At 60.3% G+C, this 19345-nt stretch carries 12 protein-coding genes; 9 read left to right on the forward strand and 3 right to left on the reverse strand.

Features of this window, described 5'->3' with window-relative positions; all coding sequences use genetic code 11:
* Positions 1 to 11 precede the first annotated feature (11 nt).
* From AB4O12_RS24600 to AB4O12_RS24640, 9 genes are all read left to right on the forward strand, one after another.
* A complete protein-coding gene (locus AB4O12_RS24600; RefSeq protein ID WP_150638214.1) occupies positions 12 to 683 on the forward strand; it encodes a hypothetical protein in 672 nt (223 codons plus the stop codon).
* Positions 607 to 1644 carry a hypothetical protein gene (locus AB4O12_RS24605; protein WP_460059858.1) on the forward strand — a complete coding sequence of 346 codons (1038 nt, stop codon included), beginning with the start codon at positions 607 to 609 and terminating at the stop codon, positions 1642 to 1644. The genes AB4O12_RS24600 and AB4O12_RS24605 overlap by 77 nt, the downstream gene beginning before the upstream one ends.
* A gap of 52 nt (positions 1645 to 1696) precedes the next feature.
* Positions 1697 to 2347, forward strand: coding sequence for a hypothetical protein (locus AB4O12_RS24610; RefSeq protein WP_460059859.1), 651 nt, complete (start codon positions 1697 to 1699; stop codon positions 2345 to 2347).
* Positions 2348 to 2501: 154 nt separating this feature from the next.
* A complete protein-coding gene (gene cobG / locus AB4O12_RS24615; RefSeq protein WP_460059860.1) occupies positions 2502 to 3800 on the forward strand; it encodes a precorrin-3B synthase in 1299 nt (432 codons plus the stop codon).
* Complete coding sequence (locus AB4O12_RS24620) at positions 3793 to 4419, forward strand: precorrin-8X methylmutase (RefSeq protein ID WP_056787678.1); 627 nt, start codon at positions 3793 to 3795, stop codon at positions 4417 to 4419. Before cobG ends, AB4O12_RS24620 begins: the two co-directional genes overlap by 8 nt.
* Positions 4416 to 5150 (forward strand): precorrin-2 C(20)-methyltransferase, encoded by a 735-nt coding sequence (locus tag AB4O12_RS24625; RefSeq protein WP_370695113.1) that lies wholly within the window; start codon positions 4416 to 4418, stop codon positions 5148 to 5150. Before AB4O12_RS24620 ends, AB4O12_RS24625 begins: the two co-directional genes overlap by 4 nt.
* A complete protein-coding gene (cobJ, locus tag AB4O12_RS24630) occupies positions 5150 to 6850 on the forward strand; it encodes a precorrin-3B C(17)-methyltransferase (RefSeq protein ID WP_457264495.1) in 1701 nt (566 codons plus the stop codon). Before AB4O12_RS24625 ends, cobJ begins: the two co-directional genes overlap by 1 nt.
* 367 nt (positions 6851 to 7217) lie before the next feature.
* Positions 7218 to 13547 carry a TcdA/TcdB pore-forming domain-containing protein gene (locus AB4O12_RS24635; protein WP_460059861.1) on the forward strand — a complete coding sequence of 2110 codons (6330 nt, stop codon included), beginning with the start codon at positions 7218 to 7220 and terminating at the stop codon, positions 13545 to 13547.
* Positions 13451 to 14323, forward strand: a complete 873-nt coding sequence (locus AB4O12_RS24640; RefSeq protein WP_460059862.1) for a hypothetical protein — start codon at positions 13451 to 13453, stop codon at positions 14321 to 14323. The genes AB4O12_RS24635 and AB4O12_RS24640 overlap by 97 nt, the downstream gene beginning before the upstream one ends.
* A gap of 78 nt (positions 14324 to 14401) precedes the next feature.
* Here AB4O12_RS24640 and AB4O12_RS24645 read toward each other — a convergent pair whose 3' ends face one another.
* From AB4O12_RS24645 to purD, 3 genes are all read right to left on the reverse strand, one after another.
* Positions 14402 to 14998, reverse strand: a complete 597-nt coding sequence (locus AB4O12_RS24645) for a MarC family protein (RefSeq protein WP_016771870.1) — start codon at positions 14996 to 14998, stop codon at positions 14402 to 14404.
* Positions 14999 to 15060: 62 nt separating this feature from the next.
* Entirely contained in the window at positions 15061 to 17838 is a 2778-nt protein-coding gene (locus AB4O12_RS24650) for a hybrid sensor histidine kinase/response regulator (protein ID WP_150741627.1), read from the reverse strand.
* 99 nt (positions 17839 to 17937) lie between these two features.
* The gene (gene purD / locus AB4O12_RS24655) at positions 17938 to 19233 is read right to left on the reverse strand and encodes a phosphoribosylamine--glycine ligase (protein WP_460059863.1); all 1296 of its coding nucleotides are present in this window, start codon (positions 19231 to 19233) and stop codon (positions 17938 to 17940) included.
* Positions 19234 to 19345 lie beyond the last annotated feature (112 nt).

Below are 19345 nucleotides of genomic sequence, written 5' to 3' on the forward strand. Positions count from 1 at the left end.
GGATAATTGAAATGAGCGATGTTTTGAACAGTATCTCAGCACTGCCCGACCAAGGCAGTGCGACGGTGATGGGGAATAATCTGTTGTCCTACTTTTCCGGGTTGACTGCGGAAGACAAACGATTCGTCAAAGACAGTATGCGCTGGGCAGAATACAGAGCCGATTTGCGTCATAACAGAAACAGTGAGCCAGCTGCTTGGTTCGAATATTATTCCGGGGTGCTTTGGTCTGTCGGCTGGAGCCTGGAGCAAGCTCCGGTAATCCATGTTGACAAGAACTTTACCGGCAATGCGCTGGACGTCTGGGCGCGATCCTTGTCGCAACAACTAAGTCGGGAGAAAGTCGCGCTAATGAAGGAAGCGTTCCATATGCTTGAGACACATTCGGACGCCATAGACGTATTTAGAGGCAGCGCTCGGGAATGGAGCGATTTTCGTTTTTCTCCTGCTCAGTACAATTTCAATAGGGAGTTGGAGATTGTCGTCAGTAATGTTCGCTTGCTTGATGCGAAGTGGTCCTCTACCTATTTGTTCTGGACTATTCAGCATACGGGTTCGGAGCTTGATATCCGCTCCAGGCGCTTTTTGATCAGGTCTGCCGCGATAAATGAAAATCGGCTTCAGTTGGCTGCTGCAGTGCTTGATATGCGCACGCGTGAAATTGAGTTGGCTCGGGGCGCTTGATATTAGTTGTACAGCTTTGTTTGATGGTTTGTATGACGGTCTGAAATTAAATGCATGGATTTTCGATTTGATTAACTCCGGTGCTGTGGTTAGTTTGTTTTCCACACCAAGTCGGTGTTTTAATCATGAAAGGAATTCATTTATGACTGAGCTGAATAAAGATGTAATCTCCGCTGTTGAGCGGTTTAGTTTGATTGCACAAACCAATGAGTTTATCGCTGCGCAGCCAGTGCTGCGCTCGCGTTCGGCAAGTGTTGGCAGTAGCTTGCCGATTGATAAAGATGAACTGAATGCTGCAATCATGGGCTCGGGTATTGCAGGCTTTGATGCAAGCATGTCCAAACGCAGCAAGCGAATCGTTAAAAACACCTACATGTATGCCGATCTGGTTGCCTTGCTCAAATATCCGGCGTCCAACCAAAAGGAACAGCGCTATAACGAGTTTATGCGATTGATGAAACTGGCTGGCTGGTTTGCTTTCAGCCAGCCTTATAATCGATATACCGCTACTTCGCAAAAATTGACCATGGATAATGTTGTCCTTTCTGTTCTGCATACCGCTGTTGGTGCAGCAGTAGGACAGGGCCAGGCAGCCCTTAAAGTATTGTCCTCTGTGGCAGATGCGACCATGGATGCACTGAAAAATGAACCACAGGCCCTGACGCTGTTCGAGAACAACTCGAAGAAAGCCGAAGGTGGCAACTTTTGCATGAGTGCGGCTTCGCAGGATGATGAGGGTGGTATCACCCTGGCAATCGCCGCTGTGCAATATCTGGCTTCGGCTCAACCTACCAAAGTACTGTTTGTAGAATGGGCAACATCTGCTGTGGAGATTTATAACGCTGGCGCCACTATGTATATGGATGAGGAAGACTATGCAATGGTTGAACCGTTGATTGTCAAGGCTCTGACTGAGCAGCGTGAGAAAGCGCTCAGCTACGAATTTGGCCAATCGGTCTGAAAGTGATTAATGCCAGAGGCGCAAGCCTCTGGTTTTTTTGTGGGAGATGCAAATGTTCGCGATTTCGAAGGTTTTCGTATGCGCAGGGGCATTAGTGCTGGTGAGTAAAGAGCTGTCGGCATCTGACATTAACGACAGTCTCGATGCGCTGCTTTATTCACAAACGGTCGCCTCGCATAAAGTTCCCGGTGCTGTTGAATACGAGGCATGGAATGACGCCAATAAAACGGCTTTGAAAGTCACCGGTGCTTTGTTTTTCGACGATCCGGTTATCAGCGCGCCGGTCACTACGCCCGATACTTTTACTCTGCTGGAGTTGGCTCAAGAACTCTTGCAAGGTTGGGCGCCGGCAGTTTTGAACCAACAGGTAATTGCCAATCTGACCTCGCAACTGGAGAGCAACGGTGCGGCCCTTGAGTTGCTTCAGCGAAATACTCTGCAAGAGGGCAAGTCGATTCGCTTCATGCTTGGCAGCGTATCCAAGGGATCAACAATTACGATGGTCGTCATTTCGTTTGCCGTCAAAGAGCCTGTTCCGGGCAATGTGCTTGAGCGACGCTTCAATGCCGAGCAGATAGTGGGCAACGTTGCTGTTGATTGCTACAAGGCTCTTATAGATGCCGATGATTACTGTTTCTCGAGAGCCAGGATTATTGCGTTATTGGGTGAGCGGCGCGAAAAGCAGATTATCGCCCTGACCTGAGCGCGGCAGAGGCAACAACTGACGCCTGCCTGCCCCACCGGTCGAGACAGAGGGCAGACTTTTCATACCGGTGGGCAAAGCAGGCATAATACTGCGCCTTCGCCCGCGAAGCGCTTCTGCCACACAACCGGTCAGCCCCTTGAACGAACGCCCGATGTCCACTGCCTTACGCCCCTCGGCCTGCCCGGGGTTGCTGCGTATCGTCCAGGCACTGGACGGCGGTATCTGCCGGATCAAGCTTGATGGCGGTTCGATCAGTGCCGATCAGGCCGATGCGGTGGCCGCTGCCGCCGAAGCGTTTGCGAGCGGTGCGATCGAAGCGACCAATCGCGGCAACCTGCAGATTCGTGGTATCGGTGCGCAATCGGCGGCGCTGATCGAGCGCTTGCTGGCCGCTGGCCTCGGGCCAAAGAACGCTGCCGGCGACGATGTGCGCAATCTGATGCTCAGCCCGGCCGCCGGAGTCGATCGGCAGATGCGTATCGATACACGCCCGCTCGCCGGGCAAATCCTCGACACGCTGCAATGCCATCCACGTTTCCATAAGTTGAGCGCCAAGTTCGCCGTGCAACTCGATGGCGGCGAAGCGCTGGCGATGCTCGAACATCCGCATGATCTGTGGCTGTCAGCGTTCGAACGTGACGGGGAAATCCTCTGGGCATTCGGTCTGGCCGGTTGCCCGACCGATCGCCCTCTCGGCGCTGTGAGCCTGGACAATGCTCACGCACTGGTGGTCGCCGCGCTGGAGTTGTTCCTCGACCTGGCCCGGCCAGAGCAAACACGGATGCGCCATCTGCTCGACGAGTTGCCCGGGCTCGCGTTCCTTGAGTCGTTGCGCGAGCGCGTATCGCTCAAGGCGATCAGCAATTGGCAGCGCCCGACGTCGGCAGACGCGCTGCACATCGGCGCTCATCAGCAAAACACGCAAGGTCGCTGCTACGTCGGCGCGGTGCCGCCACTGGGCCGACTTGATCCGGCGATGCTGCGGGGCGCGGCACAACTGGCCCGTCAATTTGGCGATGGCAGTCTGCGCTTCACGCCGTGGCAGAGCCTGCTGCTGCCGAACGTGAAAGCCACTGATACCGACAACGTGCTTGAGCAGTTGCGGGCGTTGGGCCTGTTGACGACCGAGGCCGAGCCACTGGCTCGCCTGATCGCCTGCACCGGCGCCGATGGCTGCGGCAAAGGCCTTGCCGACACCAAACAGGATGCCCGGCAACTTGCACCTCTGCTGCCCGCAGGCCTCAGCGTGCACCTGTCGGGTTGCTCGCGCTCCTGCGCCGCCGCCCACTGCGCGCCAGCGACGCTGCTGGCCGTTGCCCCCGGTCATTACGACCTCTATTTTCGCGATGCAGCACAGCCCGGATTCGGCACGCTGCACGCCTGCAATCTTACTATTGAAGCGGCCGCGACCCTGCTCGACGCCCGCTCCCGGAGCCCCCTTGATGCTTGATTACATCCGCGACGGTCAGGAGATCTATCGCAACTCCTTCGCGATCATTCGCCGCGAGGCCAATCTGGCGCGCATTCCCGCCGATCTGGAAAAACTTGCGGTGCGAGTGATCCACGCCTGCGGCATGGTCGAGGCCATCGACGGTCTGCAATTCTCCGAGGGCGCGGGCAAGGCCGGGCGCGATGCACTGGCGGCCGGTGCGCCGATTCTCTGCGACGCGCGGATGGTCTCCGAAGGCGTGACCCGCACGCGCCTGCCGGCCAATAACCAAGTGATCTGCACTTTGCGCGACGACAGCGTGCCGGAGCTCGCCCGCGAGTTGGGCAACACCCGCTCGGCTGCCGCGCTGGAACTGTGGCGCCCGCACCTCGAAGGCAGTGTGGTGGTGATCGGCAACGCACCGACCGCGCTGTTCTACTTGCTGGAAATGCTCGACGCCGGCGCGCCGAAACCGGCACTGATCCTTGGCTTCCCGGTCGGCTTCGTCGGCGCTGCCGAATCGAAAGCGGCGCTGGCCGCCGACAGTCGCGGCGTGCCGTTCGTGATCATGCAGGGTCGGCTGGGCGGCAGCGCCATGGCCGCGGCCGCCGTCAATGCCCTCGCCACGGAGATCGAATGATGCAGGCCAAAGGACGTCTGATCGGCCTCGGTGTCGGCCCCGGTGATCCGGAACTGATCACTGTCAAAGCCTTGCGCCTGCTGCGCGAATCGCCGGTGGTCGCGTATTTCGTGGCCAAGGGCAAGAAGGGCAATGCGTTCGGGATCATCGAGGCGCATCTGGTCGAGGCGCAGAACCTGCTGCCGCTGGTCTATCCGGTGACCACCGAGGCGTTGCCGGCGCCGCTGTCGTATGAGCAGGTGATCAGTGATTTCTACGACGAAGCCGCTGTGGCGGTCGCCGAGCATCTGGACGCCGGCCGCGACGTAGCGGTGATCTGCGAAGGCGACCCGTTCTTCTACGGCTCCTACATGTATTTGCATGATCGTCTCGCCAGCCGTTACGAGGCCGAAGTGGTGCCCGGCGTGTGCTCGATGCTCGGCGGCGCTTCGGTGCTCGGCGCGCCGCTGGTGTATCGCAATCAGAGCCTGTCGGTGCTTTCCGGCGTGCTGCCCCACGAAGAACTGAAACGGCGTCTGGCCGATGCCGATGCGGCGGTGATCATGAAACTGGGGCGCAACTTTCCCAAGGTCCGTCAGGTGCTGGAAGAACTCGGCCTCGCCGAGCGTGCGTTGTATGTCGAGCGCGCGACCATGGCCAACCAGAAGATCGTGCCGATGGATCAGGTCGAGCCGATGTCCTCGCCGTACTTCTCGCTGATCATCGTCCCGGGCGAACGGTGGCAAGGTTGATGAGCCAAGCGACTCCCGCCATCGTCATTCTCGGCCAGGGCAGCCTCGCGACGGCGCGGCGCATTCAGCAGGTCTACCCGGCGGCGCAAATCCATGGCCTTGCCGGACGGGTTGAAGGCGCCGACAGCAGCTATCAGGAATTCGGCGCGACCCTGCGCGCGTTGTATCAACAGGACACGCCGATCATTGCCCTGTGCGCGGCCGGCATTGTCATTCGCACCTTGGCGCCGCTGTTGCTGGAGAAAGGCGCCGAACCAGCGGTGCTGGCGGTGGCCGAAGACGGCAGCGCGGTGGTGCCATTGCTGGGTGGACTCGGTGGGGTCAACGTCATGGCCCGGGACATCGCGGCGGCGTTGCAAGTGGCGCCGGCGATCACCACCAGCGGCGAATTGCGCTTTGGTACCTGCCTGCTCAATCCGCCAAGCGGCTACGCACTGGCGGATCTGGAATCGGGCAAACGCTTCGTTTCCGACCTGCTCGCCGGGCACAGCGTGCGCATCGAAGGCGCGGCGCCATGGCTCGATCAGGCGCAGTTGCCGCAGGATCCGCAGGCGCAGCGGTCGATTCATGTGAGCAGTGTGCAGCGGGTGGCCAGCGCCGATGAATTGCTGATTTACCCGCGCAGTGTGGCGGTGGCAGTGAGCGCTGACGTGGCGGATCTGCCGAACGCCGTTCGCGCTGCGTTGCAACAGGCCAGTGTCGCCGTGCCGGCACTGGCGTGTCTGGTGGCAGCAGACGCTGAAATGGCCGCATCGACTTTGCGCGAAGCTGCGCTCGAGTTGGGCGTGCCACTGCGCTTCGTCGCGGCGCAAAGCGATCTTCAGACGTTGGCCCGCGTGGCAGTGCCAGCGGCGACCGTGATCAGCGCAGAACATCTGGCGATCGCGATTGCCGAGCAACCGCTGGACGTCGCGCAGATCGGCCGCCCGCGCGGTCGCCTCGCGGTCATTGGTCTTGGCCCCGGCGCCGCCGAACTGATGGTGCCAGCGGTGAAAGCCGAACTGGCCCGCGCCACCGATGTGCTGGGCTATGAAACCTACGTGCGCATGGCCGGCCCGTTCCGCGACGATCAGGTGCAGCACTGCACCGACAATCGTGAAGAAATGCAGCGTGCCCGCCATGCCTTCAGGCTCGCCGCCGAAGGCCGCTCGGTGATCGTGGTTTCCTCGGGCGACCCGGGCGTATTCGCCATGGCCGCTGCGGTGCTCGAAGCCCTGCACGAATCGGACGATCTGGCGTGGCACAGCGTTGATCTGGAAATCCTCCCCGGCGTCTCCGCCTCGCTGGCCACTGCGGCTCAGGCCGGTGCGCCGCTGGGCCACGACTTCTGTGTGATGTCGCTGTCGGACAACCTCAAGCCCTGGGCGATCATCGAGAAACGTCTGGATCTGGCCGCCGAAGCGGATCTGGCCCTGGCGTTCTACAACCCGATTTCCCGGGCGCGCCCGTGGCAACTGGGCCGCGCACTGGAGATCGTTGCGCAGCACCGCTCGCCTGAAACACCGGTGGTGCTCGGTCGGGACATCGGCCGGCCGGGGCAGACGCTGCGCACCACGACCCTGGGCGCATTGACACCGGAACAGGTGGACATGCGCACCATGGTGCTGATCGGCTCTTCGACCACCTGCACCTTCGCCCGTGCCGGGGGCGGTGAATGGGTTTATACGCCGCGTTGGTATGGTGAAAAACCGCTTTCCTGAAAAGCCCTCCGCTCATTCAATATTCAGCTTTGGGAAAGTTTGAGCGGTTGTAAGTCCGATTGAAGTTTCAATTGTTTTCCACCAGCAATAAACAATGGTCATGCCCCACAGGGCAGGGCCATTTTTTTTGCCCGACGGTCGCGCCGGTCCGCTAATTATTTCGCAGCCGTTACAGCATAGTGCTTCGGTGTTATCAGATATTGCCGGGGACAAGCTTTGTATTCCTTGTTGTTTGTGTGGCGCGTATTCGCCCACTAGGGTGCTGTGTTCATAGCACTTGTCGAGTGTCGTTCAAATCAATTTACCGCTCTGCAGCGGCGCGAAAGTGCGCGCGTCAATGGGCCATTAAGTAAACAAGGAGTGTGTGATGGCTTTAAAAAACGATTACTCGTTCGGGCGAGCATTCATTTCTGCGCAAGAGTATTCCGTACTCTCAAAAGCATTGCGGGAGCTTTCTGCCACCCCCCAATATCAAGCGCTGAACGACTATTACCAGCAAGCCGGTCAAACGACCGACCCGGTGTCGTTGTTGACCCTGGCGAGCCTGTTTCAAGAGCAACTTGCAGTGCTGTTGAAACGCAAAAAAAACCCTGTTCCGGTGGTTGTCGATGACATTGCGCGAGGGCTGCAACGTTATCTGTCACGGCTTTCGACGACCGTGGAAATGTTGTCGGGGCCGACCCGGCCGGTGCCGAAAGTCATCCATTTCGTCTGGGTTGGCGGAAGCGAAGTCGGGGTCAATCAGCGCGATTACATGAATATCTGGCGCCAGGTGATGGCGGCGGAGGGTTACCGCTTCAATCTCTGGTACGACAGCGATGCGTTGCTGGCTTTCGAGATGAACCGGGTCATCCTCGACAGTGCCGGGGCTGATGTCATGACGACCGGTGGCGACCAGCTCAACCATGCCGCGCAATTGGCGACGATGATTGAAGAGCGTGCACGGGTGTTGAAACAGCAGATGTTCGACTACCTCAGCCAGCCGAGGTGGAAGGGGCGGACCGATGAAGCACGCATCGATCTGATGGTGCGTGCTTATGGCAAGGACCGCGCGTCGCTGCAGGCTTTTCGTCAGCGCTGCCTCGACAGCCATCTGGCGATGGTGGGTCCGGATCTGCAATTACGCGATGTCACTCACGCCTTTGCCGATGACTTGTTGGCGGACGTTTACCAGCGCGAAGTGTCGATGCGCGGCAACTTCGCCGCAGCGAGCGATGTGGTGCGCTTGCAGGCGGAATTTCGTGAAGGCGGGCGTTATACCGACATGGATTATCTGCCGCCACTGCTCGACAAGTTGGGCGGTGTCGATATCACTGATTACAGTCAGACGCAGAAAATCGCAGTCCTGCAACTTCTGTTGAACAACAATCCGCAGTTGATGCCGGGGCGCGATCCGCAGCATTACCCTGACAGGACCGACAGTCTTCCAGAGCAACATAAACAACTTCTCGAGGATTTTGCTCGCAGCAAACCCGACGTCCTTGAACTGTTCATAGCGCCAAAAGTCGTGGAGGCTGCGGAGAACGGCTTTCGCATGGGGCTGCAAATCAATGAAGAAATGAACGCTCATTTCATCGCCCAGCCGGGCAGCGGCATGACGATGTCGATCATGCAAGTCATTCGGCTTAATTACGACGTGCTCGCTGAAGTTGAAAAGCGCATGGCCAACTCGGCAACTGGATGGGCCGACGGTGAGACCCTGACCACGGTCGCGGCGACAGTCATTGAAGAGATGTTGGTCAGGTCGAACTTCACCAGCTGGAATGAAGCTTATGCCTACCAATTGCTTAAAGCGGTTGTCACCTATTATCGGGACGGTATCCGCAATGACGCGGCGGGTACGGTAACGCTCACCGGCCCGGGCGCGGCACTCGCCGGATTACATGAATATATCGAAGCCAATTGCGATCCGTTTTTCACTCGTCAGGTGCTGGCGCAACAGCGTCTGCGCGAGGGCTACAACGTCAATACCGAAGAGGAAACCATTTCCGGCTGGATCGTCAGGGGCACGGAAAAAGACTGGCTGGAGAAGGAACACGCCCGGTGGGCCGAGGGAAAGCTCAAGTCTCGTTATGCCGGACGCTTGTCCAACCTGCTCAGCGATCGAAGCCTGACCTTCGAGCGCGGCTGGCCCGTTGTCGAGGGCAAACCGGTGCTGTTGACCTCAGTGCTGCAACGCTTGATGGATGATCTGGGCGAGCCGTTCATTCGAGCGATGCGAGACAAGTTGAGCGGGGAGGTCAATTTCGCTCAAGCCGTGGTCATCGACTTCGACGCCCGTCAGCAAGTGCTGGCGCAAGGACCTGTGGTTGTGCCGACCTCCCATGGTGCGGAATCGGTCAGCCATCTCAACGAACTGTTCAGCCGGATCGCCCACGGTACGCTGCCGCTGGAACAACTGAGCCCCGCGATGCGAGTCGTGCTCGGGGGGATTTTCGGCGCAACGAGCGTGGACGATGTCGGGTTCGCCGATACCTGGCAACAGGTGCGCGACCTGGCCATCGCCACCGACCGTGACGGCACTTTCGCGCGCTACGATGCGATTGAAAAAGCCGTGCGCCAGCGCCGCTCGGCGGCGTTCGAGAACGGGCTGGGACGCGACCTGCCGACGGCCACATCGACGACCCGCGAGCTCAAGGTTCAAGCCATGTCCGAGCCGCTGACGCTGCGCCAGTGGGGCGAACGTATCGGCCAGATCAAGCACAGCGCGCAGCGGGAGTTTCGCACGCAGATCCTGCAGCGCAGCGGACAAGTGCGTGACATCTTTTTCAAGGCCGGCGCGGTGTCGGTCAAGCAGTTGCCGCAGGATCTGTTGCAGCACAACGCGGGCGACCCGGGGCGCCGCTGTTATCCGCTGGCGCTGCTGATGGGCGCCGCAGTGGCAGCCGGCGAGCCGGCGGAACGGGCGTTGGTCGGGCATGTCGCCAGCGCCAGCGCGAGTCCCGACGAACTTGGATCGCGGGCGTTGCGCAGTGCGCTGGACGAACTGCGCGCCTTGCCCACCGGCGAGGTCGGCAGCGTTCGCGGCGTGCAACGCCTGGACAGCATCATCGCCGCGCTGGACGCCAGTGCGGCGCCTGCGGTGCTGCTGCTCGACACTGGCGACCACGCCCTGCTGCTGGCCAAAGTGCGAACCGGTGAGCACGCGGCCTATCGCTTCTACGATCCCAACTTCGCCCTCTACGGATTTGCCGATGGCGCGCAGTTGCAACGTGGCGTAGAGCGTTATCTGAGCGCGGACGATAACGCGCTGGCGAAGCTTTATGGTCTGGGTGAGATGGCCACGGCGCAGTTCACCGTCACTGAGCTGGACACTGCGGCGATCGCCGAACGCAGGCTGTCATCGGATCTGCGCGTGGACAGTTTTTTGCACAACGTTGCGCTGGCCGATCCGCAGGGAGCCTCGATCTGGCACAAGCAAGCGCTGGCCCGTACCCGATCTCTTGGGGAAAACGCTCGACTGGGCGTCGGTCTCGCGCAACTGGACGCACGCTACTGGGCCAGCGAGCTCGAGCAGGCGACCGAGCGTTTGCGCCGTGAGCACAACCTGGCGCGTGATTACGTGCCGTTGCTCGATACCCACAGCAAAAACGCCGACGGCGGCCACAGCATTACGCTGATGGATCTGCGCAATGCGCAAAATGCCCGGACGGTCAGCACCCGGGATTCGCGCTTTCAGAAAATCAGGCAATACGTCGAACGACTCGTGCAGGGCGGTGCGGCCAGGCCCGGGCAGACGGCTGATCACGACGGTGGCAGCCGACTCAGTTTCGCCTTTGCGATCCAGACGCTGATCAGTGAAATGCGCCAGCGCGAGTACCGCGCTGGCGATACAGCGCCGACACTGACCGTCGCCCTGCAACTTCAGGTGTACGTCAGTTATGCACAGCTGGGCTTTGGTGTGGCCAGCGATGCAGTGCAGGTCATCCAGTTGGTGCGCCATTTAGCGGTGGCCGAGCGGGCGTTGCAGCAGGCCTCGTTCTCCGCACGTCTGGCCGGGCAGGCCGCCACGGGCGTCGGGGTGGCATTTTCCGTGGCCAATATCGGCTTCGACATCTACAACCTGACGCAGGCAGAGAATCATGAGCAGCGAGCGCGATTCTCCACGTCCCTGGCGTTCAATACGGCGGCCCTGGGTCTGGATATTGTCGCCCTGGCGGCGGGCGGAACGGTGGGCGCGTTCGCCGCAGCGCTGTCCGTGCCGCTACTGGGCGTCGGTATCGGGGTGACCGCGATTGCCAGCAATCTCGGGCAGATCATGGACAAGGCTGCGGCCATCGGCGAGCACCTCTCGCAGATTCACGACGCTTATCAGCAGTCTTACGAAAGCGTTGGTGCGGTCTTGCAGTTCCCCGCACTGGCAGTGATTACTGAGGTGGATCTGCACAGCAGAAGGGTGGCGTTCGAAGGGCAGAAGTTTTACCCCTGGAAGGGCAGTGCACTGGAATTGCCGCAATACGACGATGATCCTGCCACGCGGCATGCTGCGATCAACATCCCCATAGCCTTTCAACGTCCTGCTGTCGGCAGCGTCTGGGGTACTTTGCCCACGATGGTGGTGCTGCCTTGTTCGCCAATCTGTTACTACGGCTATGAATATCAACTCGGCAGCGCCGGGACCGTGCCCTTTTCAACAACCCGCTACCCGCGGTTGCACGACCGCCTGGCACATCAGCTGGAATATGACGCGCTCGGTAACCGGGTGTTTTACCTGTTCAGTACGCCATTAGCGCCGCACATACTCTACAAGCTGCATCCGGTATTCATGGCCACGACGATCAAGCTGCAGTTGAGCGCAGAGGTCAGTCAGCTGTTGGTTCCGGACCTGCCGCCAGAGTGGCGCGAGAAGATTGCCTACCGGATCACCGCACCGCAGGGGCAATTCCGGATTCGGTTGGTGCCAGGCCTGCTGGCGGTGAATTTCGAACAAGCACAGGGCTGGGAACGGGTGACCTGGACGGTGCAAGCGTCCTGGGCCCGGGTCGAACAGGTCAGCTTTCGTGCAAAACCACGGGACAGCATCGACAGCGCACCTGACATGCTGGTCGATGGCCTCGTGTTGAATCGTTTTGACGGCGTCATCGAGCTGGCCGAGGGGCTGTTCCGGATCGACTGGACGGGCCGCAGCCTGCATCTGATCGCCGTTGTCCTCGACTACGAAAACAACGCTGCGACTCAACTGCGTAGCGCAACCATGACCGCCAGCGGCATCCCGGCGCCGGTGCAGCGTTATTTGCGCGCTCAGGTCGCAAGCGGGCAACTGACCGCAGCCTATTTGCCGTTGCGTAACTTCAGAGTGCCGTTCGATTCGCCGAACCGGCCAGTGGTGACTACCGGCTATTACGACACTGCGCGGGATCGGGTGCTGTTCGCGCGTAACCTGCCGCTGGAGGTGAACGAGGGTGTGGTTCTGGCAGGCGTCAACGCCGGCCATGCGTGGTTCTACCATCCCGATCATCCATCGGTATGGCGGGTCGATGTGCTGACCGGCACTGTCCAGCATCGCTACCGTCTGAAAAATCCACGTACAGGTTCGACCATCATCGGCTGCCGACAACAAGCCGATGGAGCGCTGCGGATTGCGCAGAAGCTGACGGCAGAAGCGTTGCATGGCACCACCACGGTCGAGTACCGGATTAGCGGGCAGCATGTAGAACTGACCGCTTGCCAGATCGCTTTTGCCGCCGAGGACTATCGGTTCGAGCCGCGTGAAGCGCTTCGACAAACCGATGCCCCGGACATGAGCGTCTCGTCAGACATGGCCGCCAGCAGCAGTGATTGGTCTTGTGCTCCGTTCATTGTTGTCGAGGGCTATGCCGGGTCGCAGTTGCGCGACAGGGCTTGGCTGAACAAGACGACGGGCAAGTGCATTCAGGCCAGGCAAGACCTGTCCTGGCCCGAAGACTTGTTGATGCTGATGCCGTCCAGCCCTGAAAACAACGCGGTGCTGTTCTATAGCCAGCAGGAGCGGACGATCAGCCGCGGCATCGAACCCCGTGTCGGTCATTGGCAGAATGTGGTGATCGAACACGATGTGGTCGAAATCAACCTGGCGGACCAGCGCTACCTTGCGACCAAGGATGACGGCCGTCTGTTCGAGGTCGATATCGTCGACGCGCCGGCAGCGGCAGCGATCGACGACGTGATTGTGTTTCAGTACGGGGTACCTTCCCTTGCGCACAGAAGCGATGAGGCATGGCTCGATCAGGCCGATAAACCCTCGATTCTCCGGTTCGCCGGCGTTGGGCAGCGCTGGCTGCAGCGAAATCCCGATTGGTTGAGCGCATTGCCCTCGCTGGCCACGGTCGCAGCGTTGCTGCCGTTCCCGGTCTTCGGTTTACGAGATGGGGCAGGTCAGGCGTTCCTGACTGTGTGGTGTGTCGATGGCAAAGTCGCTGTGGCCGATATCGGTCAGGGCAAGGAGCTGGCGCTGCTCGGTCTGACCCCGGATCAAAGCGCTGTCTGGTTGCTTGAGGTCAGCGCCGGACAACTTTATCGCCAGCCGCTGATGGCGATCGAAGCACTGCGGGGAGTGTTTGCCGCTGACCATCGTTTGCTGAAACCGGAGGTGCTCGACCGGCCTGAAAAGGTCTGGACGTCATGGACTTTGCTGAGGTGCGGCGCCAGGGTGAAGGGCTGGAGGCGCAGACCCTCGACGGGGTGCATCTGCAATTGCTGGATAACCAGCCGGCAATGATCGTTGGCGTGGAAAATCGCTGGTCTCATGTGCCGGGGCAGAGCGATGAACAGTTACGTGCACGCCTGCGAGCATTGTTGCAAGGGCATGCCCACGCGCCTGTCATACAAGTGGCAAGTGCAACCGGACGCTATCTGTATTACCTGCCGCAACTTGACCGGCTGTTTGATCTGGCCGGGCGCAGTGACGGACAGTGGTCGGCATTCCTCGGTACGCGCGGGTCGAAGCAGCCGATGCTGTTCGACCCGCTCGACCAACTGATTTTCAGCGCCGGCCCGAACGACGGCGTCTGGCTGCCCGACAGTTATGCCCATCGCGACGCCGAGGTCATGGTGCTTGAGGTAGGTGATGACATCACAGAGATCGAAACATTGTTGCCCGATGGCGTCACCGGGCTGCTGCTGACTTTCGGTGCGCAGACCTCGGGTTATCGGCTGGCGCAAGCGTCCTTCCAGCGGTTGGACTGCATCGTGGTCGATGGACGACACGCTTCGGATGCTGAAACGGCAGAACCTTGCCTGCTGGATCTGGATCTGGACGAGTGCGGGCATTGGTGGATGTCACGGGTCGATGACGGTGTGGTACTGACCGATCCGGACTCCGGGCACAGTCTGATCTTGCGTAATTTCGACCGACAACGCCCACTGCTACTGATGCTGCCCATTGCCGGGCGGCCACACACGTTCACGCTGGCTCAAGGGCTGGAAGCGTTTGCCACTGTGCGCGGCGCAGAGGCCACGGTCAGCCTGACAGCGGTGATCGCAGCGCTGCGCTGAGGTCGCTCCGCATAGCAAAACGCCGCGAACGGTGACCGTACGCGGCGTTTCGTTGTGGCGGTTGCGCTGCAACAACACTCAAGGCACCAGATAACCTTTCACGCCGGTAAAAATGATCTGCGCGGCCAGTGCGCAAACAAACAATCCCATCAAGCGGCTGACAATCTGCAAGCCCTGATCGCCGAGAATCCGCTCGATGCGATTGGACAGATACAGCACCACTCCGACAGTAAAACTGGCCAGGGCGATGCTCATGATTGCAGTGAGCTTGTCGTCCCAGTGCGGCTGGCTGACACCCATTACCAGCAAGGCGCCGATGGTGCCGGGGCCGACCGTCAGCGGGATGGTCAGCGGCACGATGGTCACGTCCTGCTGCACATTGTCGGCCTGCACCGCCGGTTTGCCCTGAGCCATGCCCAGCGCGGAAATGAACAGCACGCTGCCGGCGCCAATGCGGAAGGCGTCCACGGTGATGCCGAAGACATCGAAAATCACCCGCCCGAACAAATAGAGCAGCACACTGGAAATCAGTGTGGCGAGGGCGACCTTCCACGCCAGACGCCGCTGTTCCTTGCGCGAATAGCCACGGGTCAGGCTGATAAAGCACGACAACACGAAGAACGGGCTGTAGAGCACCAGCATCTTCAGATAAACGCTGAACAACACATGGAGCATGATGCAAGCTCACTGGCGATGGAGTCGGGGGGAGTCTATCAGGCACCGCAGATTCTGTCGGTTTACGACGGCTGGGTCGTGGCCCGGTTCTGCTGATCGCGCTGGGCAACCCAGTGTTCGATCAACTCGCGCAACTGGGAGAGCTCGACCGGTTTGGACATGTGCCCGTCCATGCCGGCCTGCCGGGCGCGCTCCTTGTGTTCGGCAAGAATGTGCGCGGTGAGGGCTACAACCGGTGTGCGGATGCGCTGATTGCTGACTTCCCAGGCGCGCAGTTGCTGAGTGGCGGAGAAGCCATCAAGGATCGGCATTTCACAATCCATCAGCACCAGGTCGTAACGCTGGGCCTTCATCGCTTGCAGCGCTTCTTCGCCATTGCTCGCGGTGTCCGGTTGCAGGTTGAGCTTGCCGAGCATGCCACGGATCACTTTGGTCGAGATGGTGTTGTCTTCGGCGACGAGGATGCGGAAGTCGCTCGGCACTTTGGCCGCTGTGGCCGCCGTAACGACCTGCGGCTGGAACGCGACCTGGCCCTTGTTGCGTTGATTGAGCTCGTCAGCCAGCGTGGTCTTGAGCGTATAGCCGGCCACCGGTTTGGCCAGTATTCGTTTGATCCCCGAATTGCGCGCAATGATCTTGCTCGGCGCGTTGCTGATGCCGGTGAGCATGATCAGCAGAATGTCGTGGTTCAGGCTCGGGTCTTCCTTGATCTTCGCTGCCAGTTGCATGCCGGTCATGCCGGGCATGTTCTGGTCGAGCAGGACCACGTCGAAGTAATCGCGCAGATGCGCCTTGGTGCGCAGCAGCGCCAGCGCCTCCTTGCCCGACGGCACGGCGCTGACATTCAGGCCCCAGGCGCTGCACTGCTGCACCAGTACCTTGCGGCAGGTGTCGTTATCGTCGACCACCAGCACCCGCGCGCCCTGCAGCGGGCTGTCGAGGTCGGAGGTCGGATGTTCGAGGCGATCCGGGTCCAGTGGCAAGGTCAGCCACAAAGTGCTGCCCTGGGTGGCGCCGCTCTTGATGCCGAACTCGCCTTGCATCAGGCGGATCAGTTGGCGCGCGATCACCAGGCCGAGATTGCCGCCCAGGCGATTGGCCGAGAGGAAGTGCTTGCTGTGCAATTCGGCGTGCAACAGCGCTTCGCGCTCTTCCGGCTCCATCGGCACGCCGCTGTCCTGCACGGCAATGCGCAGGCGCGGCTTGCTGCTGCGCTCATCCAGTGCAACGACGATCAGCACTTCGCCTTCTTCGGTTTTCTTCAGGGCGTTTTCCAGCAGGCTCAGCAAGGTCTGGCGCAGGCGCGTCGGATCGCCGCTGATCACCCGTGGCACTTGCGGCTGGATGAAGCTGATCAGCTCGACGTTCTGTTGCTCGGCCTTGGCCCGGTAGATGCTCAGGCAATCATCGATCAGCGCGTTGAGGTCGAACTGCACGTCATCGAGTTCGATCTGCCCGGATTCGAGCTTGGAGATGTCGAGGATCTCGTTGATCAGCGTCAGCAGTTCGTTGCCGGCGCTGTGGATGGTCTGCACGTAATCGCGTTGCTTGACCGACAGCGGCGTGCCCAGCAGCAGCTCGGTCATGCCCAGTACACCGTTCATCGGTGTGCGGATTTCGTGGCTGATCTTGGCGAGGAATTCGGCTTTGGCGTTGATTTCGGCGTTGCTTGCCGCCAGGTCGCGGCTGATGCTGAAACGACTTTCAGTGATGCTGCGCTGTCGCTCGCCCAAGGCGACGCTCATCAGCAGACCGCTGATGCAAATGAACAACATCAGCGTCATGATCAGGCCTTGCGGCGTGACCAGGGTCAGCCCCAGCAACGCCGGCAGGATAACCAGGGTGCCGATGTTGAACACGATCATGGCGGCGACGAACAGACGCGCCGGGCGATAGCCCTTCTGCCAGTGATAGAAACCCACCAGCAACATGCTCAGACCGGCCAATGCGACCAATGCGTAGGTGATGATGTTCAGCGGCAAGGTGTTGACGAACAGCAGCAACAGGCTGCACGTGACGATCAACAGAATGTCGCCCCACAGCAGTTTGTTCAGCGGATGCTGGCCCAGTGGTGCAAAGAAGCGCAGGGCGTACATCAATCCGGCTGGAGCCGTCAGCAGCAATGCCAGATAAGCGCCCGGCGTCTGAATGGCTTGCCAGTTCGGCAACCACGGACCGGCGAGATTGAGCAACAGGAACAGACTCAGTCCGAGCAGGCCTTCACAGATCGCCAGCCACAGACTGCTGCGCGAGCGCGAGTAGGCGTAGCGCACCAGGTTGTGCAGCAGGAGCATGGCGAGGCAGCCGAACAGCAGGCCGAAAATCAGCGTCTGCTTCTGATCGGCTGCGCCCTCGATTGCCGCTTGCAGGGTGATGTGCGGGCGCAGCTGATGGCCGGAGACCATGCGCACGTAGACGTCCAGCGGCTTGTCGGCCTGGGGCAGCGGCAGCATGAAATCGCTGCTTGGCAAAGGATGTTCGGCCTGCGGCCGTTCGTTGCCGGTATTGCGTTGCTCGATCAGCCGGTCGCCGTCGAGCACGTAGAGATTGAGTTGGGACAGGTCGGGGGCAAAGATGCGCAGCACTTGTTCGTGCTTGCCCGGCGCCAGTTTGAAGCGCAGCCACAGGGCGCCCTCGGGTTCGGCCGCGGTCAGACGGTCAAGCTCGATGGGGCTGAATTGATTGGTGTAGCGAGCGGAGCGGATGTCGCTCAGTTGCAGGATGCCCTGATCGTCAAGCAATACCGACCAGCCACTGCCTTGCGCGGCCTGGGCCGGGAGCATGCAGAGCAAGGTCATCAGCGTGACGGTGAAGCTTATGGCAATCCTGAGCCAGCGCACGGCGAAATCCCTTCGTAGGTTGATGCCAGAATATAACGATGCGCGACGACCGAACAGCCCGGCGAGGAATGGCATCCCGCGCCGGGCCTGATGGATCGCTTACTCCTGGGTTTCGCCGCTTTCACGGGCAATGGCGCGGTAGCCGATGTCCTTGCGGTAGAAGCAGCCTTCCCAGTCGATGGCAGCGGCCAGTTTGTAGGCCTGCTGCTGAGCTTCACCCACGGTGGCGCCCATGGCAGTGGCACACAGTACACGACCACCGGCAGTAACGACCTGACCGTCCTTCAACGCGGTGCCGGCGTGGAAGACTTTGCCTTCCAGACCTGACGCTGCGTCCAGACCGTTGATCGCTGCGCCTTTGGCGTAGTCGCCCGGGTAGCCGCCAGCAGCCAGAACGATGCCAACGCTCGGACGCGGATCCCACTGTGCTTCAATTTTGTCCAGTGCCTGCGCCAATGCGGCTTCAACCAGCAGCACCAGGCTCGATTGCAGACGCAGCATCACCGGTTGGGTTTCCGGATCGCCGAAGCGGCAGTTGAACTCGATGACTTTCGGGTTACCGGCCTTGTCGATCATCAGACCGGCATAAAGGAAGCCAGTGTAGACGTTGCCTTCCTCGGCCATGCCGCGCACGGTCGGCCAGATCACCTGATCCATCACGCGCTGATGTACGTCGGCGGTAACCACCGGGGCAGGGGAGTAGGCACCCATGCCGCCGGTGTTCGGGCCGCTGTCGCCGTCGCCGACGCGTTTGTGATCCTGGCTGGTGGCCATCGGCAGCACGTTCTTGCCGTCGACCATGACGATGAACGAAGCTTCTTCGCCGTCGAGGAATTCTTCGATCACCACGCGTGAACCGGCGTCGCCAAACGAGTTGCCAGCGAGCATGTCACGCACGGCGTCTTCGGCTTCGGCCAGGGTCATGGCGACGATCACGCCTTTGCCGGCAGCCAGGCCATCGGCCTTGATCACGATCGGCGCGCCTTTCTCACGCAGATAAGCCAGGGCCGGCTCGATCTCGGTGAAGTTCTGGTAATCGGCGGTCGGAATCTTGTGGCGGGCGAGGAAATCCTTGGTGAAGGCTTTCGAACCTTCCAGTTGCGCAGCACCGGCAGTCGGACCGAAGCAGTCCAGGCCACGGGAGCGGAACAGATCGACCACGCCAGCCACCAGCGGCACTTCCGGGCCGACGATGGTCAGGGAAACGTTCTTTTCCGCGAAATCGGCCAGTTGCTCCAGCGCCAACACGTCGATGGCGACGTTTTCACATTTGGCTTCAATGGCGGTGCCAGCGTTGCCCGGTGCAACGAAAACCTTCTGCACACGCGGATCCTGAGCCACTTTCCAGGCCAGAGCGTGTTCACGGCCACCGCTGCCAATGATCAAAACATTCATTTCAAAAACCTCAAAAATCTGTCAGGCGCTGCTGGAGCGCTTTATGTGGGAGCGAGCCTGCTCGCGAAAGCGGTGTGTCAGTCAACGTCAACGTCGCTGGCAGATTGCATTC

The organism is Pseudomonas sp. S2_A05 (assembly GCF_054668485.1).